Genomic DNA, 25229 nt, shown 5'->3' on the forward strand with positions numbered 1-25229 from the left:
CAGATTTTATAGTGAAATAAAAGTCGGGTTACGTTACCCTTCTGGCGGGCTTTGCGCTTTTTCTTATTATCTTACATATCGTTTAGCTACCGGGGCATATAATGAGAGATAACGACCCGTCAGCCGGTGCCAGACGAAAAAAAAAGGCGTAACGGAACTTTATTGTTTTCAGACACTCGAACCCTCAGCTTGCTCATTTATGCAGTCATTGGGTGGTGTTTTGAATACGCATGGGAATTGGGTTTGGGGAGACATTACCTCGGATGAGCGAGCAGTTAACGGATCAGGTCCTTGTTGAACGGGTCCAGAAAGGAGATCAGAAAGCATTTAACCTGCTGGTGGTACGCTATCAGCATAAGGTTGCAAGCCTGGTCTCCCGCTACGTGCCACCGGGCGATATCGCTGACGTTGTTCAGGAGTCGTTCGTAAAAGCATGGCGTGCGCTGGATTCTTTCCGGGGGGATAGTGCTTTTTACACCTGGTTATATCGTATCGCCGTCAATACGGCGAAGAATTATCTGGTTGCTCAGGGGCGCCGTCCGCCATCCAGCGATGTTGATGCCAATGAGGCAGAAAATTTCGAAAGTGGCGGGGCATTGAAAGAAATTTCGAACCCTGAGAACTTAATGTTGTCAGAAGAGCTGAGACAAATAGTTTTTCGTACCATCGAATCGCTTCCGGAAGATTTACGCATGGCAATTACCTTGCGGGAGTTGGATGGCATGAGCTATGAAGAAATAGCCGCCATCATGGATTGTCCGGTGGGCACAGTGCGTTCGCGTATCTTCCGGGCACGAGAAGCTATTGATAATAAAGTTCAACCGCTAATCCGGCGTTGACGATAGCGGAATACTGGAAAAGGGTATCAGGCATGCAGAAAGAAAAACTTTCGGCCTTAATGGATGGTGAAACGCTGGATAACGAACTGCTCAATGAGCTAGGTCGTTCATCTGAAATGCAAAAAACCTGGGAGAGCTATCATCTCATCCGCGATACGCTGCGAGGCGATACCAGTGAGATGCTCCATTTTGATATCTCTGCTCGCGTCATGGCCGCCATTGAAAATGAGCCCGTTCGTCAGACGGTTCCTCTAATTCCTGAATCTCAGCCTGCCCCGCATCAGTGGCGCCAGATGCCTTTCTGGCAAAAATTGCGCCCATGGGCAAGTTCATTAACCCAAATGGGGGTTGCTGCGTGCGTTTCCCTTGCTGTTATCGTCGGCGTCCAGCAGTATAATGGGCAGTCTGATGCATCTCAGCAGCCTGAAGCGCCGGTGTTTAACACCATGCCGATGATGGGGAAAGCCAGCCCGGTTAGTCTGGGCGTGCCAGCGGATGCTTCAGCAGGCAGCGGTCAGCAGGCGCAAGTGCAGGAACAGCGCCGCAGAATTAATGCTATGCTGCAGGATTATGAATTGCAGCGTCGCCTGCATGCTGAACAGCTTCAGTTTGGTCAGGCCCAGACTCAGCAAGCCGCTGTTCAGGTGCCGGGCTATCAAACTTTAGGAACGCAATCGCAGTAATGAAGCAACTTTTGTGTGCCATGTCGCTCATGGCAGGCAGCTTGTTCTTCTCCGCCAACGCCTCGGCTGATACATCGTCCGGGGCGTTGTTGCAGCAGATGAACCTGGCTAGCCAGTCCCTCAATTACGAGCTGTCTTTCGTCAGCATCAACAAGCAGGGCGTTGAGTCGCTGCGCTATCGTCACGCGAAACTGAATAACCGCCCCCTCGCTCAGCTATTACAGCTCGACGGCCCTCGCAGGGAAGTCGTACTGCGCGGCACTGAAATTAGCTATTTTGAACCTGGCCTCGATCCGTTCACGTTGAATGGTGACTATATCGTCGATTCGCTGCCTTCATTGGTGTACAGCGACTTCAAACGGCTGGCGTCGTATTATGATTTCATCTCTGTTGGGCGTACGCGTATTGCCGATCGTTTATGCGATGTGGTGCGAGTCGTGGCCCGTGACGGTACGCGCTATAGCTACATCGCCTGGCTAGATGCTGAAACAAAGCTGCCGCTGCGTGTTGATTTACTCGATCGCGATGGGGAAACCCTTGAGCAGTTCCGGGTCGTTTCTTTCAGCGTTGGCGACAATGTTAGCGCCAGTATGGAAACTCTGGCAAAGGCGAGCCTGCCGCCGCAGCTTTCCGTACCGGAAGGCGGTGATAAGGCTAATTTCAACTGGGCGCCAACCTGGCTGCCGCAGGGGGTTGCGGAAGTCTCCAGCAGCCAGCGTCGTCTACCAACGTTTGATGGTCCGGTAGAGTCCCGTCTCTACTCTGATGGGCTATTTAGTTTCTCCATCAATATTAATCGCGCCGCAGCAAATAGCAGCGATCAGTTGTTGCGTACCGGGCGTCGCACCGTGGCTACCATTGTGCGCGATAATGCAGAGATAACCATTGTTGGCGAACTGCCCCCGCAAACCGCGAAGCGTATTTCTGACAGCATTAAATTCAAGGCCGTACAATGATCAAAGAGTGGGCAACGGTCGTTTCCTGGAATAACGGAATTGCGCAGGTGCATTGCGATGTTAAAGCATCCTGTAGTAGTTGCGCTTCCCGTGCCGGTTGCGGTAGTCGGGTGTTGAATAAGCTCGGGCCGCAAACCAGCCATACAATTAGCGTGCCTTGTGAACAGCCGCTGGCTGCCGGGCAAAAAGTAGAATTGGGGATTGCCGAAAGCAGTTTGCTTGGCTCTGCCGTATTGGTCTATATGGCACCGTTAGTTGGATTGTTTTTAATGGCGTCTATCTTCCAGGTTCTGTTCGCGAATGATTTTGCTTCGCTGTGTGGGGCAATACTTGGCGGCGTTGGCGGGTTTTTGGTGGCTCGTGGTCTTTCTCCTGGTTTAGCGGCTCGTCAGTCGTGGCAACCGGTGATTATTAGCGTCGGTTTACCGCCAGATTTAGTTCGCATCGAGACGCCTTCCGCACCATTGGGTCAGTGATTTCACTGGCCCTAATCTTTATTTACAACTCCCGCAAGATCTCGTCATTTACTCCGACTATGCTAGCCGTAAGAGCATTTCCTGGTTTCGTGGATGTAGTGTAGAATGCGGCGTTTTCGGATCAAAAAAACGTCAGGCACAGAATAGCGGCCTCATGATACGCGTAAGGCATAACTAACTCTAAATATGAAGAATATACGTAACTTTTCAATCATCGCTCACATTGACCACGGTAAGTCGACGCTGTCTGACCGAATTATCCAGATTTGCGGTGGCCTTTCCGATCGTGAAATGGAAGCCCAGGTCCTGGATTCCATGGATCTTGAACGCGAGCGCGGGATTACCATCAAGGCACAGAGCGTCACGCTGGATTACAAAGCGACCAATGGCGAAATCTATCAGCTGAACTTTATCGACACCCCGGGGCATGTGGACTTCTCCTATGAAGTTTCTCGTTCACTGGCGGCGTGTGAAGGGGCCCTGCTGGTGGTTGATGCGGGTCAGGGCGTAGAAGCTCAGACGCTGGCTAACTGCTATACGGCGATGGAGATGGACCTGGAAGTAGTGCCGGTCCTGAATAAAATCGACCTGCCTGCGGCCGATCCTGAACGCGTAGCGGAAGAAATTGAAGACATCGTCGGTATTGATGCTACCGATGCAGTGCGCTGTTCGGCGAAAACCGGCGTTGGTGTGCCCGATGTCCTGGAGCGTCTGGTACGCGATATTCCGCCGCCGGAAGGCGACCCGGAAGCGCCGTTACAGGCACTGATCATCGACTCATGGTTTGATAACTACCTTGGTGTTGTCTCGCTGGTGCGTATTAAAAACGGCACCATGCGCAAAGGCGACAAAATCAAGGTAATGAGCACCGGTCAGGTCTACAACGCCGATCGTCTCGGTATTTTCACGCCTAAACAGGTTGATCGCACCGAGCTGAAATGCGGCGAAGTTGGCTGGTTGGTTTGCGCGATTAAAGACATCCTCGGCGCACCGGTTGGCGATACGCTGACTCTGTCCCGTAACCCAGCAGATAAAGCTCTGCCAGGTTTTAAAAAGGTCAAACCGCAGGTTTATGCTGGCTTGTTCCCGGTAAGTTCTGATGATTATGAGAACTTCCGCGATGCGCTGGGCAAACTGAGCCTCAACGATGCCTCTTTGTTCTATGAGCCGGAAAGCTCTACTGCGCTGGGCTTTGGTTTCCGCTGCGGCTTCCTGGGTCTTCTGCACATGGAGATCATTCAGGAACGTCTGGAGCGCGAATACGATCTGGATCTGATCACCACGGCGCCGACGGTAGTCTATGAAGTAGAGACGACTTCGAAAGAAGTTATCTACGTCGACAGCCCGTCTAAACTCCCGCCGCTGAACAATATTCAGGAACTTCGTGAGCCGATCGCTGAGTGCCATATGCTGCTGCCGCAGGAATTTTTGGGCAACGTCATTACCCTGTGCATAGAAAAACGTGGTGTTCAGACCAATATGGTCTACCACGGTAATCAGGTTGCGCTGACCTATGAAATTCCGATGGCGGAAGTGGTGCTCGATTTCTTTGACCGCCTGAAATCTACTTCCCGTGGTTATGCATCGCTGGACTATAACTTCAAACGTTTCCAGGCTTCCAACATGGTACGCGTGGATGTGTTGATCAACAGCGAGCGAGTGGATGCGCTGGCGCTGATTACGCACAATGATAATGCGCCATACCGCGGTCGCGAACTGGTAGAGAAGATGAAAGAGCTGATCCCACGTCAGCAATTCGACATCGCTATTCAGGCCGCTATCGGCAACCACATTATTGCCCGTTCAACGGTGAAACAGCTGCGTAAAAACGTCCTGGCGAAATGCTATGGCGGCGACGTCAGTCGTAAGAAAAAGCTGCTGCAGAAGCAGAAAGACGGTAAGAAACGCATGAAGCAGGTCGGTAACGTTGAGCTGCCGCAGGAAGCGTTCCTCGCCATTCTGCACGTTGGTAAAGACGGCAAATAACCCTAAGGAGTTGGCATGGCGAACATGTTTGCCCTGATCCTGGTCATCGCTACCCTGGTGACGGGTCTATTGTGGTGCCTGGATAAATTTATTTTCGCGCCAAAACGTCGTGAACGTCAGGCCGCCGCTCAGGCAGCGACCGGCGACCAGTTGGACAAAAAAACACTGAAGAAAGTCAGCCCTAAACCGGGCTGGCTGGAAACCGGTGCTTCGGTATTCCCGGTCCTGGCGATTGTTCTGGTAGTGCGTTCGTTTATTTACGAACCTTTCCAGATCCCTTCGGGTTCGATGATGCCTACGTTGTTGATCGGCGATTTTATTCTGGTTGAGAAGTTTGCTTATGGGATTAAAGACCCTATCTACCAGAAAACGCTAATTGAAACGGGTCATCCGAAACGGGGTGATGTCGTGGTTTTCAAATATCCTGAAGATCCGCGCCTGGACTACATCAAACGTGCAGTTGGTTTACCGGGTGATAAAGTTACATACGATCCGATTAGCAAGCAGGTCACCATCCTGCCGGGCTGCAGTTCAGGCCAGGCGTGCGGCAATGCCCTGCCGGTAACTTACTCCAACGTCGAGCCGAGCGATTTCGTGCAAACCTTCTCCCGTAGTAACGGTGGTGAAGCAAGCAGCGGTTTCTGGCAGTTGCCGAAAGGTGAAACCAAAGCTGACGGCATTCGTCTGACCGAGCGCAAAGAGACGCTGGGTGAGGTAACGCATCGTATTCTGACCGTGCCGATTGCTCAGGATCAGGTGGGGATGTATTACCAGCAGTCTGGTCTGCCATTGGCGACCTGGATTGTGCCGCCGGGGCAGTATTTCATGATGGGTGACAACCGCGATAACAGCGCCGACAGCCGTTATTGGGGTTTTGTACCGGAAGCAAATCTGGTTGGTAAAGCAACCGCAATCTGGATGAGTTTTGAAAAACAGGAAGGCGAGTGGCCTACCGGAGTACGTTTATCACGTATCGGTGGTATTCAGTAATTTTCCTGCCTTCATTCACGCTGCCGTTACAATAACGGCAGCGTGAATTATTTAAGATTTAAATCTATTCAAACTAACGACATCCCTTGTCGTTGCGTATAGAATATCCCCCCGAAGTTTTAGGTTGTCTCTCGTAAGATTGACACAGCACACGAAACCGCGTTGGCTTTTACTCAGGTCGGTTTCGTGTGCTGCATTTTTGACGCATTCATTTATTGGTAACGCATGAATCCCATCGTAATTAATCGGCTTCAACGGAAGCTGGGCTACACTTTTCATCATCAGGAGCTGTTGCAACAGGCATTAACTCACCGCAGTGCCAGCAGCAAACACAATGAGCGCCTGGAGTTTTTAGGTGACTCTATATTGAGTTTCGTCATCGCAAATGCGCTCTACCATCGCTTCCCACGGGTCGACGAAGGTGATATGAGCCGCATGCGCGCGACGTTGGTGCGGGGCAACACGCTGGCAGAAATGGCCCGCGAGTTTGAGTTGGGTGAATGTTTGCGTCTTGGGCCGGGTGAATTGAAAAGTGGAGGTTTTCGCCGTGAATCCATTCTGGCGGATACCGTTGAAGCATTAATCGGCGGGATTTTCCTCGACAGTGATATTCAGAACATCGAGCGCCTGATTCTCTCCTGGTACCAAAGTCGCCTGGACGAAATTAGCCCTGGCGATAAGCAAAAAGATCCTAAGACCCGTTTGCAGGAGTATCTGCAGGGGCGTCACCTGCCGCTTCCATCCTACCTGGTGGTTCAGGTTCGCGGTGAAGCGCATGACCAGGAATTTACTATCCACTGCCAGGTTAGCGGCCTGAGTGAACCGGTGGTTGGCACAGGTTCTAGCCGTCGCAAGGCGGAACAGGCTGCCGCCGAACAGGCGTTGAAAAAGCTGGAGCTGGAATGAGCGAAGAAAAAAATTATTGTGGGTTTGTTGCCATCGTTGGTCGTCCTAACGTCGGTAAATCAACGCTGTTGAACAAGCTGCTTGGGCAGAAGATTTCTATTACTTCACGTAAAGCGCAGACCACACGTCACCGTATCGTCGGTATTCATACTGAAGGTCCGTATCAGGCAATTTATGTTGATACCCCGGGCCTGCATATGGAAGAGAAGCGCGCTATTAACCGTCTGATGAACAAAGCGGCCAGTAGCTCGATTGGCGACGTTGAACTGGTGATTTTTGTCGTTGAAGGTACCCGCTGGACGGCAGATGATGAAATGGTTCTGGGTAAGCTGCGTGACGCCAGAGCACCGGTTATCCTTGCGGTGAACAAAGTTGATAACGTGCAGGAAAAGGGCGATCTGCTGCCGCACCTGCAGTTCCTCGGCAGCCAGATGAATTTCCTCGATATCGTGCCGATTTCCGCGGAAACCGGGCTGAACGTGGATACCATCGCCGGTATCGTGCGTAAGCATCTGCCGGAAGCAATTCATCACTTCCCGGAAGATTATATTACCGATCGTTCTCAGCGTTTTATGGCTTCTGAGATCATCCGCGAAAAACTGATGCGTTTCCTGGGCGCTGAGCTGCCGTATTCCGTGACCGTCGAAATCGAACGTTTCCAGACTAACGAACGCGGTGGCTACGATATCAATGGTCTGATTCTGGTTGAGCGTGAAGGGCAGAAGAAGATGGTGATTGGCAACAAAGGGGCCAAAATCAAAACCATCGGCATTGAAGCGCGTAAAGACATGCAGGATATGTTTGAAGCGCCGGTTCACCTGGAGCTGTGGGTGAAAGTGAAATCCGGCTGGGCCGATGACGAACGTGCGTTGCGCAGTCTCGGTTACGGCGAAGACCAGTAGTTTTCATACTCTATGGCTTTCGAGGTGCAGGAAGGCGGCAAGACCGCGAATCCCCGGGAGCTTACTCAGGTAAGTGACTGGGGTGAACGGGCGCAGCCAACGCACCTGCAACTTGAAAGACGACGAGTATGATGGAAGGCTGGCAGCGCGCTTTTGTCCTGCATAGTCGTCCCTGGAGCGAAACCAGCCTGATGCTGGACGTCTTCACGGAAGAGTCAGGCCGCGTGCGCCTTGTTGCAAAAGGCGCACGTTCCAAACGTTCTAATCTCAAAGGCGCTCTTCAGCCCTTTACCCCCTTGCTGCTTCGCTTTGGCGGGCGTGGCGAAGTCAAAACGCTACGCAGCGCGGAAGCCGTCTCGTTGGCGCTCCCTCTCAGCGGTATCACGCTCTATAGCGGTCTTTACGTTAACGAACTACTTGCCCGCGTGCTTGAGCATGAAACGCGCTTCTCCGAACTTTTCTTCGATTATTTGCACTGCATCCAGTCTCTGGCTGGCGCAAGCGGTTCTCCTGAACCGGCACTGCGTCGCTTTGAACTGGCGCTGCTGGGGCATCTTGGTTACGGCGTCGATTTCCTCCACTGTGCCGGGAGTGGTGACGCGGTTGACGACGCCATGACCTATCGCTACCGTGAAGAAAAAGGCTTTATCGCCAGCGTGGTTATTGATAACAGCACCTTTACCGGGCACCATCTTAAGGCGTTGGCGAACCGCGAATTTCCGGACAGCGATGCGCTGCGTGCGGCAAAACGTTTCACTCGTATCGCCCTGAAGCCGTATCTTGGTGGGAAACCGCTGAAAAGCCGGGAGCTTTTTCGCCAGTTTATGCCCGCGCGGGCGGCGCGGGCCAATAAAACCAATAACGATTAACGAGGATTGTCATGGCTGAATTACTGTTAGGGGTCAATATTGACCACATTGCGACATTACGCAACGCTCGCGGCACCGCTTATCCTGACCCGGTGCAGGCGGCCTTTATCGCCGAGCAGGCCGGTGCTGACGGTATTACCGTCCATCTGCGCGAAGACCGCCGACACATCACCGATCGCGATGTGCATATCCTGCGCCAGACTCTCGATACTCGCATGAATCTTGAGATGGCGGTGACGGAAGAGATGCTGAATATCGCCTGCGAGACTAAACCCCATTTCTGCTGCCTGGTGCCGGAAAAACGTCAGGAAGTGACCACCGAGGGTGGTCTGGACGTTGCGGGCCAGCTCGACAAAATGCGCGATGCCTGTAAGCGCCTTGCCGATGCCGGTATTCTGGTTTCCCTGTTTATCGATGCTGATAATGCGCAAATTAAGGCCGCGGCGGACGTGGGAGCACCCTATATCGAAATTCACACCGGTTGCTACGCCGATGCTGCAACTGATGCAGAGCAGGCAAAAGAGCTGGAGCGTATTGCTAAAGCGGCAACTTACGCCGCCAGCCTTGGGCTGAAGGTCAATGCCGGTCACGGTCTAACCTACCATAACGTTAAAGCCATTGCGGCACTGCCGGAAATGCACGAGCTGAATATCGGTCATGCGATTATTGGTCGTGCGGTAATGAGCGGCTTGAAAGAGGCGGTTGCGGAAATGAAGCGTCTGATGCAGGAAGCTCGCGCGTAATGGCTATCCTGGGACTGGGCACTGATATTGTTGAAATTGCCCGTATTGAAGCGGTGATCGCCCGCAGCGGCGATCGCCTGGCCCGCCGCGTACTTAGCGACCATGAGTGGGCGATATGGGAACAGCATCAGCAACCGGTCCGTTTTTTGGCTAAGCGTTTCGCGGTAAAAGAAGCCGCTGCCAAGGCGCTTGGGACCGGCATTCGCAACGGTCTGGCCTTTAATCAGTTTGAGGTTTACAACGACGAGCTGGGTAAGCCAAAGCTGCGTTTGTGGGGAGAGGCGAAAAATCTGGCGGCACGTTTAGGAGTCAGCAGCATTCATGTGACGCTGGCCGATGAGCGCCACTATGCCTGCGCTACGGTCATCGTCGAAAGCTAGATTTTTTCGGCGTGGTGCAGCAGGACGAATTTATCCCACAACTGCTCTTCGTTTTCACTATGCGCCGGATCTTTCAGAATAGTGTTCGGGATTGGACACACTTTCTGGCAGGTCGGCGTTTCATAATGACCCACGCACTCGGTGCAGCGGTCGCTGTTAATTTCATAAATGCTATCACCCATTGATATCGCCTCATTCGGGCATTCTGGCTCGCACATATCGCAGTTGATGCATTTTTTGGTGATTAACAGCGCCATCAGGAAATTCTCAGAAACAATACAAATAGGGCGGGCATTATACGCCCATTTTCTGCTCAGGCCAGCTCTTTTCTGGCGTCAATTCGTTATCCGTAGTGTAAAAATTTTTGATCTGCTTGAGCAGGCAGATAGTTGCGTTGTCCAGCGAAAGGTCATTGCTATGTACGAGCATCACTGGGATGAAAAAAGCCGGAATACCAAGCGAAACCAGACGGACATTTTTGGGCGTGGATAAACGCGTTAGTGAGCGGGTAATAAATGCGATGCCAATTTGTGCTTCAGCATACTCAAGGCATGAGTAGTGGTTATCCAGCTCGCAGATGATATTCGGCGCTATCTTACGGTTATTGAATTCTGTCGCGATAATTCCTCTTAATAATAGAGAGTCATTAAGCACGATAATGGGTTGGTCGTTCAGATCTTCAGGGCGTAGGCGCTCATGCTTCGCCAGGGGATGTGAAAGCGGGATAGCGGCGATAATCTCATCTTCAAACAACATGGTAGAGCTAAGCTGAGCGGGCAGCGTGGTCCGGTAAACGATACCAATATCGACGGTACTATCGGTGAGTTTTTTGATGGTTTGTTCCGTGGAAAATTCCTTAACATTCAAGGAAATTTCAGGATGATGCGTCATAAAGCTGCGAAAGGCTGGCAAGACCAGATAGCTGCCTGAGACGCCAATCGATATCGTATCGCGTTGCTGATATTTATAGGGAAGGAGATCGTTTTCCGCATTTTTCAAATCCAACATTATTTTGTTAGCATGCTGTTGCAAAATAATGCCGGGTTTTGTTAATTCAATACCTCTGCCTCTTCGTTTAAATAATATTGTCTTAAGTGATGACTTAAGTTGTTTGATTTGCTGACTTAATGATGGTTGGGTGATAAAAAGTCGACTGGCTGCCCGACCATAATGTAGTTCATCACACAAAATCAGGAAAGAATGCAGTTGTTTGATATTCATTGAAATGGAACGCCAATCGATTGGGTTTTGTTATAACGATTATAAAAAATACCAAATTGTTTGCCTATTTTGCTTTTTTTAAACTGTGATCAGTGCATTTTAAAAAAGGAAAAATTATGTCGGTATCAATCAACCGCTGGGGAATGCTTGCCGCCCACGTGTGCATAAATTTTGTACTCGGGGGCGTCTATGCATTTAGCTATTTTAAAACACCATTAATGGAGCAATATCACTGGGACCCTGCGACCCTGGCGTTGGCATTTTCTATCAATATGGGGATCATTCCTTTACCGATGATTTGGGGCGGGAGAATGATCGATAACGGCAAAGGAAAACAGGCGATTGTCATCGGTGGCATCCTGTTTTCTTTAGGTTTTATCTTGTCCGGGTTCGTGGATAATTTGCCGATGTTGTTCTTAACCTATGGGGTCATCGCTGGGCTGGGATCGGGATTGGCCTTTACGGGGAATCTTAATAATATTCTCAAGTTTTTCCCTGACCGTCGAGGGCTTGCCAGCGGCATCGTCCTGGCCGGCGTTGGAGTAGGGACGCTACTTTGCACCCGCCTGGCTGAATATTTTATGGCGCAAACCCACGATGTCAGTCGGGCGCTATTATATCTTGGTATCGTATATTTGGTTGTCATTTTTATTGTGCAATTCTTTATTCGAAGTGCGCCCGCAAAAGATAGTGGTGGAATTAAAGCATCGCCAATGGATAAAGACTATCGACGTATGCTTAAGGACCTGCGTTTTTGGCTACTCTTTATGATTCTGGCGCTGGGTGTATTCTCCGGAATGGTGATCAGTTCGAGTTCTGCACAAATTGGTATGACGCAATATGGTTTAATCTCCGGGGCCTTGATTGTCAGTCTGGTATCGATATTTAACTCTATTGGTCGCTTGTTCTGGGGCGGTTTGACCGATAAGTTAGGCGGGTATAATACGCTGGTGATTGTTTATCTCTTTACCTGCCTTTGTATGCTGCTGTTGCTCTTTTTTAATGGTAATACTTCGGTGTTCTATTTCAGCGCGCTGGGCGTTGGCTTTGCTTATGCCGGGATATTAGTTATCTTCCCCGGACTGACCAGTCAGAACTTTGGCATGCGTAATCAGGGATTAAACTATGGATTTATGTATTTTGGTTTTGCCGTTGGTGCGGTTATTGCACCGTATGTTACATCAGCTATAGCAAAATATACGGGGAGCTACAATACGGTATTTATTCTCACCACAGTCTTATTGCTTATTGGGGTTGTGCTCACGCTGGTGACGAAACGTTATGTTGGAACGGTTTTAGCCAAAATACATTGATCAAATCATAAGGAAATAAAGATGAAAATTGCAATCGCAGGTGCAGGGGCTATGGGGTGTCGTTTTGGCTATATGCTACTGGCTGCCGGACATGACGTGACGCTTATCGATAGCTGGCAGGAACATGTTGATGCTATTTGCAGTAAGGGATTGTTTGTCGAAACGGAAACGACTCAACAGTATTATCCGATACCCGCAGTTATGGCCGATAAGGCGCAGGGGGAATTTGAACTGGTTATTCTGTTTACCAAAGCCATGCAACTGGACAGCATGCTACAGAGGATTAAGCCGCTGCTACCCACTGCGAAAGTCGTGATGATTTTATCTAATGGTCTGGGAAATATTGAAACGCTGGCAAACTATGTTGATCGGGAAAAAATTTATGCTGGTGTCACGTTATGGTCGAGCGAACTGGAAGGTGCCGGACATATTATGGCCACCGGCACGGGGACGATTGAGCTGCAGCCTATTGCCAGCCAGGATGCTGACCAGGAATCCAGAGTCATTGCCGCCCTCAATAGCGCCGGGCTGAATGCGGAAATTAGCCCTGACGTATTATTATCAATCTGGAAGAAAGCGGCTTTTAATAGCGTAATGAATACCTATTGCGCACTGCTGGATTGTAATGTTGGTGGTTTTGGCAGTCGACCTGGAGCATTAGATTTAGCGCAGGCAGTGGTGGATGAGTTTGTACTGGTAGCAGCCAGTCAGAATATTCCGTTGACTCAGGAAATGGTGATGAATACGGTCAAAAAAGTATTCGACCCGCGCGAAAGCGGCCATCATTATCCTTCTATGTATCAGGATTTACATAAAGGGCGGCTCACTGAAATTGACTATTTAAATGGGGCGATTGCGCGTATTGGGATGCAGAACAATATTGCCGTACCGGTTAACAAGCTTCTGACTCAGCTGATTCACGCCAAAGAAGCGCAATAAATCCAGGGGCTCTTTTGCGAAATGCAGAAGAGCCCGCTTTCAGACCAGTTTTTTCACCAGCGCTTCACTGTGACGAATGCGATCCGGGGCGCGCTCGAGATCCTGCTGGACCAGCCCCATAAACAGCAGGTCGGCCAGCATCATTTGCGCGCTGGTGGAGGAGATCGCGGCGCTGCGCGTAGCCTGCTCTTCAGCGATGGTATACAGGCACAGAGTTGCCTGCTGTTGAAGGGCGTTGGGGTTAAAACCGGTGATCGCCAGGATCTGGCTCCCCACTCGCAATGCTTCACCTGCCGCCATATTAATTTCGCGTCGCTCACCAGAGTAGGAGATGGCCAGCAGCAGATCGTCTGCCGCCATCGCCTGTACTGTTGCCAGAAGGGCGTGCATATCCTGCTCAGAAACGGCGTTAATACCGATTTTCATCAGCTTCCAGCTAAAGTTCCTCGCCACCAGGCCCGATGCGCCAATACCGGTAATAATGACCCGCCGGGCATTACGCAGTAGCGCAACGGCTTCCAGTAGCTTTTCTTCGCTGTTGACGTCCAGAGAGGCATGCATTGCTGCAATATTATCTTTAATCAGCTTTTCGCCCACCAGTCGGAGAGGATCATCTCCGCGAATCTGGTTATGCACCGGTACGGATTGCGGAGAGGGGGCGCTAGCCAATGCTTCGCTTAATGCCAGTTTCAACGCCGGGAAACCTTTAAAACCCATCTTCTGCGCGAATTTTACCACGCTCGACTGGCTGACTCCGGCTTCGCCCGCCAGCTGCTGAGAGCTGAGGTGGCGGGTTTGATCCGGTTGGGCCAGAATAAAATCGGCCAGTTTTTTATCACTTGCGGCCAGCGTGGGGTAGCGTTGGCGGATTCGGGTCAAACAGTTCATAGCGGCTCCGGAGGACAGCTTTCACCCTCGGCTGAAAGAATTTTGTATTCAATTATAAGGGGAATAGTGCGAATTAAAAATTCAACCGTTCAGATTTCTCTGCAAGCAGGTTTTACCTTAATCCCGGCTCAACGATGGCGGATGTTTTCGCTATTCAATGCGTAAGGCTGTTAAGCTATTGGTTATCGAGGTGTTAATCCAGAGGAGTCGGTTTTGAATAGTAGCATGCGGCGAGTGGTTTTCTTTGATCTGGATGGCACCTTGCATCAGCAGGATATGTTCGGCAGTTTCTTGCGCTATGTGTTACGTCATCAGCCGTTGAATACGCTGCTGGTTCTTCCTCTGTTGCCCGTTATTCTTGCCGGACTGTTGCTAAACGGTCGGGCCGCACGCTGGCCGATGAGCCTGCTGCTGTGGGCTACGACTTTCGGGCGCAGTGAGAGGCATCTGAAACGTCTTGAGGCGAGTTTTGTTCACTGGTTCCGGCAGCATGTCACGGCTTTTCCCGTCGTTCAGTCACGGTTGACGGATTATCTGACCAGTACCGATGCGGACGTTTGGTTGATTACCGGGTCGCCGCAGTCGCTGGTGGAGCAGGTCTATTTTGATACTGCATGGTTGCCACGGGTGAATCTGATTGCCAGTCGGATGGAGCGCCGTTGCGGCGGCTGGGTTTTAACGCTGCGCTGTCTGGGTAACGAAAAAGTCGCGCAACTGGAGCAAAAAATCGGTGCTCCGCTGCGCTTGTATAGTGGTTATAGCGACAGCGAACAGGACAATCCGCTGCTCTATTTTTGCCAGCACCGCTGGCGAGTAACCCCACAGGGCGATCTTCAGCAGTTAGAATAGTGTGTAATACATAGCGCCCATGTATAATGCGCCCCGCTTTTTCCGCAGGAGTGCCCGCTTTGTCTGACCATGAATTAAATGATGAATACTGGATGCGTCATGCTTTGACGCTGGCGAAACGCGCCTGGGAAGAGGGCGAGGTGCCGGTCGGCGCGGTGCTGGTGCACAATCATCAGGTCATCGGTGAAGGCTGGAACCGGCCAATTGGCCGTCACGATCCTACTGCGCATGCTGAGATTATGGCGTTGCGCCAGGGTGGGATGGTGCTGCAAAACTACCGTCTGGTTGACGCGACGCTGTACGTCACCCTGGAGCCTTGTGTAATGTGCGCCGGGGCGATGGTACATAGCCGCATTTCACGGCTGGTATTCGGTGCCAGGGATGCGAAAACCGGCGCTGCCGGATCGCTTATCGACGTGCTGCATCATCCGGGGATGAATCATCGGGTAGAGATAACCGAAGGACTCCTGGCAGAACAGTGCTCTGGTATGCTGAGCGATTTTTTCCGCTGGCGGCGCGAAGAGAAAAAAATGCTTAAAAAGGCGCGTCAGCAAACGGAAGATTAATGGCCCAGTCCTGGGATTTTAAATTTTGCGTTATCGACCAGCGTTTCGGCGCGAAAGCTGAAAAAGGACATGGCGTACTGTTCTTCTTTATTTAACTCATCCGGCATGACCGCCGGATAGTGTTCGCCAAGCGCCGCAATCTGCGCCTCTTTTCTCTCTTTCTCAGAGAGGTAGCCCACAAGGCTGATATGGTATTTGCGGATATTCTCGACGTAGGCGTAGGCCTCATGACCGCGCGCAAAGCCGTACTTCAGCCGACTGTAATAGTTTTTCTGGCTCAGCAGCGGCAGACGCTGCTTCACATCGGCCCAGCTATTGGGATTACCTTTCTGCTTTTTGGTTAGCGCCATCGCGTCAAGCATATGCGCGTAGCCCATATTGTAAGCCGCCAGCGCAAACCAGATACGTTCGTCTTTGGGAACGGAGTCGGGCACCTTACTCATCATATCCTGTAGATAACGCATGCCGCCGTCGAGGCTTTGGTCTGCGTCGGTACGGTCGGTCAGTCCCAGGCTCTGGGCGGTATTGCGGGTGAGCATCATTATTCCGCGTACGCCGGTCGGAGAGGTAGCCTGAGGGTCCCAATGCGACTCCTGCCATGAGATGGCCGCCAGCAGGCGCCAGTCTATCTGCCGGGCATATTTTTCAAACATCGGCTGTAGGTCAGGGAGGACGTTCTCCACGGCGCGCAGGAAGGTGCGCGTATCAACATAGTCAAAATCGTTACCGTGGCCGAGGTATTTCTCTTCCAGTCGTGCAAGGATGCCGTCTTCATTAATGTTATTGAAGAAATCGAGCATCGCTGCCGACAGCGAGTTGTCTTCGCCTTTTTCACTAAACCAGGTCACCGGCTGCTCATCGCTGATATCCAGCGCGACGGCCAGTTCCGGGTGGACGCGCTGGAACAGACTGACGGCGACCGAATCCGCGATGGTGTAATCGAGCTTACCGTCGATCACCGCCTGCATCAGCGCCGTGGTGCCGCGTTTATCATCCACGCGCCAGTCGAGGTCCGGATATTTTTGTTCTTTTAATGCCTGCAGGTCATTAATCGCCACGTGCCCGGGGGCGATAGCCAACTGCTCAGCGGTAAGATTAGCGAGGCTGCGCGGGCGCAGGCTGCCTTTGCGATACACCAGTTGTTGCGAAACGGAATAGTAGGTTGGCCCGGCCTGATAGTTCTTTATCCGTTCAGAGTTGTAGACCAGACCCGCCGCCAGCATGTCGGCTTTTCCCTCATCAAGATCGTCGAATAACTGGCTGATATTTTGTCGGACGGTCACCTTCAGCTCGACCCCAAGGTAGTTGGCAAACTGCTGTGCCAGCTCATAATCGAAACCGTAGGTTTTGTCATTGATGGTCGCGAAGGTCATTGGCGAATTAATGGTGCTGATGCGCAGTTCTCCGCGCGCCATAATCCCCGCCACACGGTTCTCTGGTTTCCCCATCCACGGGAGAGACGGCCACAGGGCAGCCGCCAGCAAGAGGGTTACAATGCCGATGAGCAGATAATTAATCTTTAGTTTTTTCAGATAGTTAATCTTCTGCAGCTTTGCGTTCCTCAGCAGACTATGACCAGAAAAAGTAAAAGGTTGTCGTCGAATGAGCGGCATTTTGCTTAAGAATGCGCCAGTTGGCAACTTATTCGCGAGTCGGGTCACATTTATTGATAAACCCTGGCAACCATTTTATTTCTACGCAAACGGTTTCGTCGGGACGCAGGATTCACTATAATGGCGCCCGTTTCCCCCGGCTCACCCTGAAAGCTTCGAAGACGAGAGACTTATGATGGAAATTTTGCGTGGTTCACCTGCACTGTCGGCATTCCGTATCAATAAACTGCTGGCACGTTTCCAGGCGGCCAACCTTCCGGTAAGCACTATATATGCCGAGTATGTTCATTTTGCCGATCTCAGCGCCCCGCTAAGCGGCGACGATCGTGAGAATCTGGCGAGGTTGCTAAAATATGGCCCGAACTTAAGCAGCCATACCCCAACCGGCAAGCTACTGCTCGTTACCCCCCGTCCTGGCACTATCTCTCCCTGGTCTTCAAAAGCTACCGACATCGCCCATAACTGCGGCCTGTCTCAGGTTGTACGCCTGGAGCGCGGCGTTGTGTACTACGTTGAAGCGAGCAGCCTGACTGAAGAGCAGTGGGCGCTGGTGGCGGCTGAACTGCACGATCGAATGATGGAAAGCGTATTTGATGCGCTGGAAGAGGGCGAAAAGCTGTTTGCTCACCATCAGCCGACCCCGGTAACCAGCGTTGACCTGCTGGGACAGGGTCGTCAGGCGCTGATTGACGCCAACCTCCGTCTGGGGCTGGCGCTGGCGGATGACGAAATCGACTATCTGCAGGATGCCTTCCATAAGCTGGGCCGTAACCCGAACGATATCGAACTCTATATGTTCGCGCAGGCCAACTCCGAGCACTGCCGACACAAGATTTTTAACGCCGATTGGGTCATTGATGGCGAGCAGCAGCCGAAGTCGCTGTTCAAGATGATCAAAAACACCTTTGAGAAAACTCCGGACTACGTGCTGTCGGCCTATAAAGATAACGCCGCGGTAATGGAAGGTTCGGCGGTGGGACGTTACTTTGCTGACCACGAAACGGGTCGCTACGACTTCCACCAGGAAGACGCGCATATTTTGATGAAGGTCGAAACCCACAACCACCCGACGGCGATCTCTCCGTGGCCGGGCGCGGCGACCGGTTCCGGCGGTGAAATCCGTGACGAAGGCGCGACCGGTCGTGGCGCTAAGCCGAAAGCGGGGCTGGTGGGTTTCTCCGTCTCTAACCTGCGTATTCCGGGCTTTGAGCAGCCGTGGGAAGAAGATTTCGGCAAGCCGGATCGTATTGTGACCGCGCTGGATATCATGACCGATGGCCCTCTGGGCGGTGCGGCGTTTAACAACGAATTTGGTCGCCCGGCGCTGAACGGTTATTTCCGCACCTATGAAGAGAAAGTGACCAGCCACAACGGCGAAGAGCTGCGCGGTTATCACAAGCCCATCATGCTGGCGGGCGGTATCGGCAACATTCGCGGCGAACACGTGCAGAAGGGGGAGATTGTTGTTGGCGCGAAGCTGATTGTTCTTGGCGGCCCGGCGATGAACATTGGCCTCGGCGGCGGCGCTGCTTCTTCAATGGCGTCGGGACAGTCTGACGCAGACCTGGATTTTGCCTCCGTACAGCGCGACAACCCGGAAATGGAACGTCGCTGCCAGGAAGTTATCGACCGCTGTTGGCAGTTGGGTGATGCCAACCCGATTCTGTTTATCCATGATGTCGGCGCTGGCGGTTTGTCCAATGCCATGCCGGAGCTGGTGAGCGATGGTGGCCGCGGCGGTAAATTCCAGCTGCGCGACATCCTCAGCGACGAGCCGGGCATGAGCCCGCTGGAAATCTGGTGTAACGAATCGCAGGAACGTTACGTCATGGCCGTTGCACCGGAGCAGTTGCCGCTGTTTGATGAACTATGCCGACGTGAGCGTGCGCCGTACGCGGTTATTGGCGAAGCGACTGAAGCGATGCACCTGAGCCTTGACGATACCCATTTTGACGATCGACCGATTGATCTGCCGCTCGACGTGCTGCTGGGTAAAACGCCGAAAATGACCCGCGATGTGCAGACGCTGAAAGCGCAGGGTCAGAGTCTGGATCGCCAGGGCATAACTATTGCCGACGCGGTGAACCGCGTGCTGCATCTGCCGACCGTGGCGGAGAAAACCTTCCTTGTCACCATCGGTGACCGCACCGTGACCGGCATGGTCGCCCGCGATCAGATGGTCGGCCCGTGGCAGATCCCGGTCGCTAACTGCGCGGTAACCACCGCCAGCCTCGATAGCTATTACGGTGAAGCCATGTCAATTGGTGAACGTGCTCCGGTTGCGCTGCTGGACTTTGCCGCTTCTGCCCGCCTGGCGGTTGGCGAAGCGCTAACGAATATTGCCGCGACGCAGATTGGCGCGCTCAATCGCGTGAAGCTGTCGGCAAACTGGATGGCCGCGGCCGGTCACCCGGGTGAAGACGCTGGTTTATATGAAGCCGTTAAAGCAGTTGGTGAAGAGCTGTGCCCGGCTCTGGGACTGACGATTCCAGTGGGTAAAGACTCTATGTCGATGAAAACCCGCTGGCAGGAAGGCAACGAGCAGCGCGAAATGACCTCCCCGCTGTCGCTGGTGATTTCTGCCTTTGCTCGCGTGGAAGATGTGCGCCGCACCGTGACCCCGCAGCTCGCGACCGTTGATAACGCCCTGCTGCTGATTGATTTGGGCAAAGGCAAAAATGCGCTGGGCGCCACCGCGCTGGCGCAGGTTTACCGTCAGCTAGGCGATGTTACCGCGGACGTGCGCGATGTTGCTCAGTTGAAAGGTTTCTGGGAGTCGATGCAGACGCTGGTGGCTGAAGATAAGCTGCTGGCCTGGCATGACCGTTCCGATGGCGGCCTACTGGTGACCCTGGCTGAAATGGCCTTTGCTGGTCACTGTGGCGTCAATGTGGATATCGCCGCGCTCGGCAATGACCATCTGGCTGCGCTGTTTAACGAAGAGCTGGGGGGCGTGATTCAGGTTCGTGCCGCCGATCGTCAGGCGGTCGAAGCGCTGCTGGCGGCGAATGGCCTGGCAGATTGCGTTCACTACCTCGGACAGGCGACGGCGGGCGACCGCTTTGTTATCGCCGCCGATAGTCATCCGGTATTTAGCGAAAGCCGCACCACGCTGCGTATGTGGTGGGCTGAGACGACCTGGCAAATGCAGCGTCTGCGCGATAACCCGGAATGTGCCGACCAGGAACATGACGCGAAGGCTAACGACAACGATCCAGGCCTCAACGTGAAGCTTTCCTTCGATATCAACGAGGACATCGCGGCACCTTATATCGCTAGCGGCGCGCGTCCGAAGGTCGCTGTGCTGCGCGAGCAGGGCGTGAACTCCCATGTAGAAATGGCGGCAGCGTTCCATCGTGCGGGCTTTGATGCTATCGACGTGCATATGAGCGACCTGCTGGCGGGCCGTACCGGTCTTGCTGATTTCCAGGCGCTGGTCGCCTGCGGCGGTTTCTCCTACGGTGATGTTTTAGGCGCGGGTGAAGGCTGGGCGAAATCTATTCTGTTCAATGACCGCGTACGCGACGAGTTTGCCACTTTCTTCCATCGCCCACAGACATTGGCGCTGGGTGTGTGCAACGGCTGTCAGATGATGTCAAACCTGCGTGAGCTCATCCCCGGCAGCGACCTGTGGCCGCGCTTTGTGCGCAACCACTCTGACCGTTTTGAAGCTCGTTTCAGCCTGGTTGAAGTGACCCAAAGCCCGTCGCTGCTGTTGCAGGGGATGGTCGGTTCAATGATGCCAATTGCCGTATCTCACGGTGAAGGGCAGGTTGAAGTCCGCGATGGCGCGCATCTGGCGCAGCTGGAGAGCAAAGGCCTGGTAGCGCTGCGCTTCGTTGATAACTTCGGTAAGGTGACGGAAAACTATCCGGCCAACCCGAACGGCTCGGCGAACGGCATCACCGCCGTAACCAGCGAAAGTGGACGCGCGACTATCATGATGCCGCACCCGGAGCGCGTATTCCGTACCGTGTCGAACTCCTGGCATCCGGAAAACTGGGGCGAGGACAGCCCGTGGATGCGTATTTTCCGCAACGCGCGTAAACAGCTGGGCTAAGTCTTCTTCGCACACCTCATTAAGCCTCCTGTAATCGCAGGGGGCTTTTTTGTTTGTGATGAGCGTGGGAAAAAGGTGTCGGGGATCGCCGACAAACGTGTAATAGCCGTGTCGTCAAAAGGTGACACTTAACTCATTGATTTAAAATGGTGTTAATAAATCACTTATTCGGTGTTGCTAATTAGCGACACTTTGCACAAATAGCAACCATCATCATTACAGTGATAAAGTAGTAAAAAGACATTATTTTTCATTGTGTTAATAAAATGTTTTGTGATGTGGCATAGTTCGTGCATAATTATAACCAGTGGCTCATTCACCTTCTTATGTCAGCCCCCTCGGGAAGCGCTACATAAACCTCGAATGACGCACAAACAGGTGCCTGCCGTCCAACTCCTGATAACAGCTCTGCTTTATCAGTCATCGGGCGAAACGTCGAGTAAGGCACCGCCTCATTGCTTAATAAAGCCAGGCTCTTGTAGCCTGGCTTTATTATTTCTGGCGTAGATGTTTATTGCGTCCTCAGTTAGCATCGTAGTGAGCTAATGATTGAGACGATATCCTTGAAGCGACTCTCCCTGTTCCCCCGTTCACTGCGCCAACTGGTCACGCTCTCCTTTGTGCTGATCCTGCTCCCGCTATTGGTTCTGGCCTGGCAGGCGTGGCAAAGCCTTAACGCGCTGAGCGCGCAGGCGGCGCATATCAATCGCACTACTCTTATCGACGCCCGGCGCAGCGAGGCGATGATCAATGCTGCGCTGGAGATGGAGCGCAGCTACCGGCAGTATTGCGTGCTGGATGATCCAACCCTGGCGCGGGTCTATCAAAATCAGCGTAAGCGCTACAATGAAATGCTTGATGCTCACGCGGGTGTCCTGCCGGATGAAAAAATCTGGCAGGCGCTACGTCAGGAGCTCGACGATCTGGCGGAGCTCCAGTGCAAAAATAGCGGTCCGACGGCGAAATCTGCCGCCAGCCTGGAAGCTTTTGCCGCTGCCAACAGCGATATGGTCCAGGCGACCCGAACGGTGATCTACTCTCGCGGGCAGCAGCTACAACAGGAGATTGCCGAACGCGGCCAGTTTTTCGGCTGGCAGGCGCTGGTTCTGTTTCTGCTCAGCCTGGCCCTGGTGCTGCTTTTCACCCGCATGATTATCGGCCCGGTGAAAGGTATTCAGAGAATGATTAATCGGCTGGGTGAAGGAAAATCGCTGGATGATGCCGCGATGTTTACCGGCCCGCGAGAGCTGAGATCCGTCGGCAAACGCATTATTTGGCTGAGCGAACGTCTTGCCTGGCTGGAATCCCAGCGTCATCAGTTTTTGCGCCATCTTTCCCATGAGCTGAAAACGCCGCTGGCCAGCATGCGTGAAGGGACGGAACTGCTCGCTGACCGCGTGGCCGGGCCGCTCACGCCCGAACAGCAGGAGATCGTGGAGATTCTGGATAGTAGCAGCCGCAATCTACAAAAGCTGATCGAACAACTGCTGGATTACAACCGGCAGCAGGCCGATGGCCCGGTTGCACGTGAGACGGTCAATCTCGCTGAGCTGGTGGACAATGTGGTTTCCGCCCATAGCCTGCCGGCAAGAGCTAAAATGATGCAAACCGAATTGACGCTCACCGAGCGCTTCTGCCTGGCGGAGCCCGAACTTCTGGTGAGCGTACTGGATAATCTCTATTCCAATGCGGTGCACTATGGTGCTGAATCCGGTAACATCCGTATTCATAGCTACCGGCACGGCGAGCAAGTGCGCATTGACGTTATCAATAATGGCGAGCCGATCCCGCCTGCGGAAAAACAGATGATTTTCGAGCCTTTTTATCAGGGAAGCCACCAGCGTAAAGGGGCGGTAAAAGGCAGCGGTCTGGGGCTAAGCATCGCTCGTGACTGTGTACGGCAAATGCAGGGCGAGCTGAGCCTGGTGGATGATAAATCCGGGCTTATCTGTTTTCGTATCACGCTGCCCGCCGCTGAGCCTGGAAAAAACAACGCATAAATTAATATTGGGTGAATATGTCCCACTTCTTCGCATTTGTCCGTCCTCTTAGGGGATGGCTGCTGTCAGGTATTTCTTGCCTGGCGCTGGCGGGATGTTCCGCCTCCACATCACCACAGGCCGCGGATGGTAAAACGCTCTCCGCGCTGCCGCAGCATCAGGTCGCCGATTTTCTCTCGGTAGAGTGCGCCGACATCTGGAATCTGAAAAATGAGGCCAGCGATAAAAACCCGCTCTACTGGTTGCGGGGGATCGATTGCGCAGATCGTCTGGCCCCGGCGCAGGCGCGTGCGGAAGCTAAGCTGCATAATGATGACAGCTGGCAGGATGCTTTTAAGCGCGGTATTTTGCTGGCGGATGCCAAAATTACGCCAGATGAACGCCGGGCGCTGGTGAATCGTCTGGATACTTTCAGCCCGCAAATCGCCGCGCAGGTACGCCCGCTTTACCAGCTCTGGCGCGAAGGGCAGGGCCGACAACTTCAATTGGTTGATGAGCGTTCGCGCTACGCCAAATTGCAGCAATCCAGCGATGCCGAGCTTGAGGCGCTGCGCCAGCAGGAGCTGGAGTTACGCAGCCAGCTTGAGCTCACCACCCGTAAGCTGGAAAACCTCACCGATATTGAGCGCCAGCTCTCCAGCCGTAAGCCTGGAGGCAATTTCAGTTCTGATGCCGGGCACGGCAGCGAGAAAGTCCCGGAGGTGATTCATGACGATCCGTAAACCCGCCCATCTGCTGCTCGTAGACGACGATCCGGGCTTGTTGAAGCTGCTGGGGATGCGTCTTATCAGCGAAGGATATCGTGTGGTCACTGCCGAAAGCGGCCCGGAGGCGTTGCGTATTTTGGGTCGCGAGAAAGTGGATCTGGTCGTCAGCGACCTGCGGATGGACGAGATGGACGGCCTACAGCTGTTCAGTGAAATTCAGAAGGTCCAGCCGGGGATGCCGGTGATTATCCTGACCGCGCACGGTTCCATTCCTGATGCCGTCGCAGCGACTCAGCAGGGAGTATTCAGTTTCCTGACCAAGCCGGTGGACAAAGACGCGCTGTATAAAGCTATCGACGATGCGCTGGAGCAGAGCGCGCCGACCACCGACGAGCGCTGGCGTCAGGCGATTGTCACCCGCAGCCCGCTGATGCAGCGCTTGCTTGAGCAGGCCGGGATGGTGGCGCAATCGGACGTGAGCGTGCTGATTAACGGCCAAAGCGGCACCGGCAAAGAGATTGTCGCCCAGGCCATTCATAACGCCAGCCCGCGCCACGATAAACCTTTTATCGCTATTAACTGTGGAGCGCTACCCGAACAACTGCTGGAATCGGAACTATTTGGTCACGCGCGCGGTGCTTTTACCGGCGCGGTCAGCAGCCGTGAAGGATTGTTTCAGGCAGCCGAAGGCGGCACGCTGTTTCTTGATGAGATAGGCGATATGCCGGTGGCGCTACAGGTGAAACTGTTGCGCGTCCTGCAGGAGCGCAAAGTACGCCCGCTGGGCAGCAATCGCGATATTGATATTGACGTGCGGATTATCTCCGCTACCCACCGCGATCTGCCGAAAGCGATGGCCCGCGGTGAGTTTCGTGAAGATCTGTTTTATCGCCTGAACGTGGTGAATCTGAAAATTCCCCCGCTGGCCGATCGCACAGAAGATATCCCGCTACTGGCTAACCATCTGCTGCGCCAGTCCGCCGATCGCCATAAACCGTTTGTTCGCGCTTTCTCCACGGATGCAATGAAGCGGCTGATGGCCGCCAAATGGCCGGGGAACGTACGCCAACTGGTGAACGTGATTGAGCAGTGCGTGGCGCTGACTTCCTCGCCGGTGATCAGCGATGCGCTGGTGGAGCAGGCGCTGGAGGGGGAAAATACCGCTCTGCCGACGTTTGTTGAGGCGCGTAATCAGTTTGAGCTGAATTACCTGCGTAAGCTGCTGCAAATTACCAAGGGTAATGTCACGCATGCGGCGCGGATGGCAGGGCGTAACCGCACGGAGTTTTATAAGCTGCTGTCGCGCCACGAGCTTGAAGCCAACGACTTTAAAGAGTAGCTCC

24 protein-coding genes are annotated in these 25229 nt (G+C 53.2%); 20 read left to right on the forward strand and 4 right to left on the reverse strand.

Annotated features, from left to right (window positions below; genetic code table 11):
- Positions 1-126 precede the first annotated feature (126 nt).
- From rseD to acpS, 12 genes are all read left to right on the forward strand, one after another.
- The gene (gene rseD / locus ACMYSL_RS07540) at positions 127-267 is read left to right on the forward strand and encodes a rpoE leader peptide RseD (RefSeq protein WP_434662037.1); all 141 of its coding nucleotides are present in this window, start codon (positions 127-129) and stop codon (positions 265-267) included.
- On the forward strand, positions 264-839 hold the full coding sequence (rpoE, locus tag ACMYSL_RS07545; RefSeq protein WP_110272050.1) for an RNA polymerase sigma factor RpoE: 576 nt from the start codon (positions 264-266) through the stop codon (positions 837-839). The genes rseD and rpoE overlap by 4 nt, the downstream gene beginning before the upstream one ends.
- 32 nt (positions 840-871) lie before the next feature.
- Entirely contained in the window at positions 872-1522 is a 651-nt protein-coding gene (gene rseA / locus ACMYSL_RS07550; protein ID WP_434662039.1) for an anti-sigma-E factor RseA, read from the forward strand.
- Positions 1522-2478: a sigma-E factor regulatory protein RseB gene (gene rseB / locus ACMYSL_RS07555; RefSeq protein WP_182207624.1), complete on the forward strand. Its 957-nt coding sequence runs from the start codon at positions 1522-1524 to the stop codon at positions 2476-2478. Before rseA ends, rseB begins: the two co-directional genes overlap by 1 nt.
- Positions 2475-2954 carry a SoxR-reducing system protein RseC gene (gene rseC / locus ACMYSL_RS07560; protein ID WP_182240453.1) on the forward strand — a complete coding sequence of 160 codons (480 nt, stop codon included), beginning with the start codon at positions 2475-2477 and terminating at the stop codon, positions 2952-2954. The genes rseB and rseC overlap by 4 nt, the downstream gene beginning before the upstream one ends.
- 186 nt (positions 2955-3140) lie before the next feature.
- Positions 3141-4940, forward strand: coding sequence for a translation elongation factor 4 (gene lepA, locus ACMYSL_RS07565; protein WP_110272054.1), 1800 nt, complete (start codon positions 3141-3143; stop codon positions 4938-4940).
- A gap of 15 nt (positions 4941-4955) precedes the next feature.
- Entirely contained in the window at positions 4956-5930 is a 975-nt protein-coding gene (lepB, locus tag ACMYSL_RS07570) for a signal peptidase I (protein WP_434662042.1), read from the forward strand.
- 225 nt (positions 5931-6155) lie between these two features.
- Positions 6156-6836, forward strand: a complete 681-nt coding sequence (rnc, locus tag ACMYSL_RS07575; protein WP_110272057.1) for a ribonuclease III — start codon at positions 6156-6158, stop codon at positions 6834-6836.
- Positions 6833-7738 (forward strand): GTPase Era, encoded by a 906-nt coding sequence (gene era, locus ACMYSL_RS07580; protein ID WP_112215426.1) that lies wholly within the window; start codon positions 6833-6835, stop codon positions 7736-7738. Before rnc ends, era begins: the two co-directional genes overlap by 4 nt.
- 131 nt (positions 7739-7869) lie before the next feature.
- Complete coding sequence (recO, locus tag ACMYSL_RS07585) at positions 7870-8607, forward strand: DNA repair protein RecO (RefSeq protein WP_434663978.1); 738 nt, start codon at positions 7870-7872, stop codon at positions 8605-8607.
- Positions 8608-8618: 11 nt separating this feature from the next.
- Positions 8619-9350, forward strand: a complete 732-nt coding sequence (gene pdxJ / locus ACMYSL_RS07590) for a pyridoxine 5'-phosphate synthase (RefSeq protein WP_434662045.1) — start codon at positions 8619-8621, stop codon at positions 9348-9350.
- Positions 9350-9730 (forward strand): holo-ACP synthase, encoded by a 381-nt coding sequence (acpS, locus tag ACMYSL_RS07595; RefSeq protein ID WP_182207578.1) that lies wholly within the window; start codon positions 9350-9352, stop codon positions 9728-9730. Before pdxJ ends, acpS begins: the two co-directional genes overlap by 1 nt.
- On the opposite strand, the gene ACMYSL_RS07600 is transcribed toward acpS, so the two are convergent.
- A complete protein-coding gene (locus ACMYSL_RS07600; protein ID WP_110272062.1) occupies positions 9727-9987 on the reverse strand; it encodes a YfhL family 4Fe-4S dicluster ferredoxin in 261 nt (86 codons plus the stop codon). The two genes, acpS and ACMYSL_RS07600, sit on opposite strands and share 4 nt — an antisense overlap.
- A gap of 37 nt (positions 9988-10024) precedes the next feature.
- Positions 10025-10951 carry a LysR family transcriptional regulator gene (locus ACMYSL_RS07605; RefSeq protein ID WP_434662047.1) on the reverse strand — a complete coding sequence of 309 codons (927 nt, stop codon included), beginning with the start codon at positions 10949-10951 and terminating at the stop codon, positions 10025-10027.
- A 116-nt stretch (positions 10952-11067) separates the two neighbouring features.
- On the opposite strand from ACMYSL_RS07605, the gene ACMYSL_RS07610 reads away from it, so the two are divergent.
- Together ACMYSL_RS07610 and ACMYSL_RS07615 are read left to right on the forward strand one after the other, a co-directional pair.
- Positions 11068-12264 (forward strand): L-lactate MFS transporter, encoded by a 1197-nt coding sequence (locus tag ACMYSL_RS07610; RefSeq protein ID WP_434662049.1) that lies wholly within the window; start codon positions 11068-11070, stop codon positions 12262-12264.
- A 21-nt stretch (positions 12265-12285) separates the two neighbouring features.
- Entirely contained in the window at positions 12286-13203 is a 918-nt protein-coding gene (locus ACMYSL_RS07615) for an oxidoreductase (protein WP_182207575.1), read from the forward strand.
- A 39-nt stretch (positions 13204-13242) separates the two neighbouring features.
- Here the strand turns inward: ACMYSL_RS07615 and ACMYSL_RS07620 are convergent, their stop codons facing one another.
- A complete protein-coding gene (locus ACMYSL_RS07620) occupies positions 13243-14091 on the reverse strand; it encodes a MurR/RpiR family transcriptional regulator (protein WP_304252848.1) in 849 nt (282 codons plus the stop codon).
- A 225-nt stretch (positions 14092-14316) separates the two neighbouring features.
- Between ACMYSL_RS07620 and yfhb the strand changes: the two genes are divergently transcribed.
- Both yfhb and tadA read left to right on the forward strand, forming a co-directional pair.
- Positions 14317-14940, forward strand: coding sequence for a phosphatidylglycerophosphatase C (gene yfhb / locus ACMYSL_RS07625; RefSeq protein WP_167492856.1), 624 nt, complete (start codon positions 14317-14319; stop codon positions 14938-14940).
- Positions 14941-14999: 59 nt separating this feature from the next.
- A complete protein-coding gene (gene tadA, locus ACMYSL_RS07630; RefSeq protein ID WP_434662051.1) occupies positions 15000-15506 on the forward strand; it encodes a tRNA adenosine(34) deaminase TadA in 507 nt (168 codons plus the stop codon).
- Here the strand turns inward: tadA and mltF are convergent.
- Complete coding sequence (mltF, locus tag ACMYSL_RS07635) at positions 15503-17119, reverse strand: membrane-bound lytic murein transglycosylase MltF (protein WP_182240887.1); 1617 nt, start codon at positions 17117-17119, stop codon at positions 15503-15505. The genes tadA and mltF overlap by 4 nt on opposite strands.
- Positions 17120-17291: 172 nt before the next feature.
- Here mltF and purL point away from each other — a divergent pair, with 172 nt between their 5' ends.
- The 4 genes from purL (at position 17292) to glrR (ending at position 25225) form a co-directional block, all read left to right on the forward strand.
- Positions 17292-21179 (forward strand): phosphoribosylformylglycinamidine synthase, encoded by a 3888-nt coding sequence (gene purL, locus ACMYSL_RS07640; RefSeq protein ID WP_434662053.1) that lies wholly within the window; start codon positions 17292-17294, stop codon positions 21177-21179.
- Between the two features lie 563 nt (positions 21180-21742).
- Complete coding sequence (locus tag ACMYSL_RS07645; protein WP_434662055.1) at positions 21743-23179, forward strand: sensor histidine kinase; 1437 nt, start codon at positions 21743-21745, stop codon at positions 23177-23179.
- A gap of 17 nt (positions 23180-23196) precedes the next feature.
- Positions 23197-23901, forward strand: coding sequence for a two-component system QseEF-associated lipoprotein QseG (gene qseG / locus ACMYSL_RS07650; RefSeq protein WP_182207569.1), 705 nt, complete (start codon positions 23197-23199; stop codon positions 23899-23901).
- Positions 23888-25225: a two-component system response regulator GlrR gene (gene glrR, locus ACMYSL_RS07655; protein ID WP_181485307.1), complete on the forward strand. Its 1338-nt coding sequence runs from the start codon at positions 23888-23890 to the stop codon at positions 25223-25225. The genes qseG and glrR overlap by 14 nt, the downstream gene beginning before the upstream one ends.
- Positions 25226-25229 lie beyond the last annotated feature (4 nt).

The organism is Klebsiella sp. MISC125 (genome assembly GCF_051131775.1).
Taxonomy (GTDB): Bacteria; Pseudomonadota; Gammaproteobacteria; order Enterobacterales; family Enterobacteriaceae; genus Klebsiella.

Bases quoted from the DNA above. Each gene is read 5' to 3' on its own strand.
- rpoE (WP_110272050.1), top strand. From the start codon at position 264: ATGAGCGAGCAGTTAACGGATCAGGTCCTTGTTGAACGGGTCCAGAAA.
- rseA (WP_434662039.1), top strand. From the start codon at position 872: ATGCAGAAAGAAAAACTTTCGGCCTTAATGGATGGTGAAACGCTGGAT.
- rseB (WP_182207624.1), top strand. From the start codon at position 1,522: ATGAAGCAACTTTTGTGTGCCATGTCGCTCATGGCAGGCAGCTTGTTC.
- rseC (WP_182240453.1), top strand. From the start codon at position 2,475: ATGATCAAAGAGTGGGCAACGGTCGTTTCCTGGAATAACGGAATTGCG.
- lepA (WP_110272054.1), top strand. From the start codon at position 3,141: ATGAAGAATATACGTAACTTTTCAATCATCGCTCACATTGACCACGGT.
- lepB (WP_434662042.1), top strand. From the start codon at position 4,956: ATGGCGAACATGTTTGCCCTGATCCTGGTCATCGCTACCCTGGTGACG.
- rnc (WP_110272057.1), top strand. From the start codon at position 6,156: ATGAATCCCATCGTAATTAATCGGCTTCAACGGAAGCTGGGCTACACT.
- era (WP_112215426.1), top strand. From the start codon at position 6,833: ATGAGCGAAGAAAAAAATTATTGTGGGTTTGTTGCCATCGTTGGTCGT.
- recO (WP_434663978.1), top strand. From the start codon at position 7,870: ATGGAAGGCTGGCAGCGCGCTTTTGTCCTGCATAGTCGTCCCTGGAGC.
- pdxJ (WP_434662045.1), top strand. From the start codon at position 8,619: ATGGCTGAATTACTGTTAGGGGTCAATATTGACCACATTGCGACATTA.
- acpS (WP_182207578.1), top strand. From the start codon at position 9,350: ATGGCTATCCTGGGACTGGGCACTGATATTGTTGAAATTGCCCGTATT.
- ACMYSL_RS07600 (WP_110272062.1), bottom strand. From the start codon at position 9,987: ATGGCGCTGTTAATCACCAAAAAATGCATCAACTGCGATATGTGCGAG.
- ACMYSL_RS07605 (WP_434662047.1), bottom strand. From the start codon at position 10,951: ATGAATATCAAACAACTGCATTCTTTCCTGATTTTGTGTGATGAACTA.
- ACMYSL_RS07610 (WP_434662049.1), top strand. From the start codon at position 11,068: ATGTCGGTATCAATCAACCGCTGGGGAATGCTTGCCGCCCACGTGTGC.
- ACMYSL_RS07615 (WP_182207575.1), top strand. From the start codon at position 12,286: ATGAAAATTGCAATCGCAGGTGCAGGGGCTATGGGGTGTCGTTTTGGC.
- ACMYSL_RS07620 (WP_304252848.1), bottom strand. From the start codon at position 14,091: ATGAACTGTTTGACCCGAATCCGCCAACGCTACCCCACGCTGGCCGCA.
- yfhb (WP_167492856.1), top strand. From the start codon at position 14,317: ATGCGGCGAGTGGTTTTCTTTGATCTGGATGGCACCTTGCATCAGCAG.
- mltF (WP_182240887.1), bottom strand. From the start codon at position 17,119: ATGCCGCTCATTCGACGACAACCTTTTACTTTTTCTGGTCATAGTCTG.
- purL (WP_434662053.1), top strand. From the start codon at position 17,292: ATGATGGAAATTTTGCGTGGTTCACCTGCACTGTCGGCATTCCGTATC.
- qseG (WP_182207569.1), top strand. From the start codon at position 23,197: ATGTCCCACTTCTTCGCATTTGTCCGTCCTCTTAGGGGATGGCTGCTG.
- glrR (WP_181485307.1), top strand. From the start codon at position 23,888: ATGACGATCCGTAAACCCGCCCATCTGCTGCTCGTAGACGACGATCCG.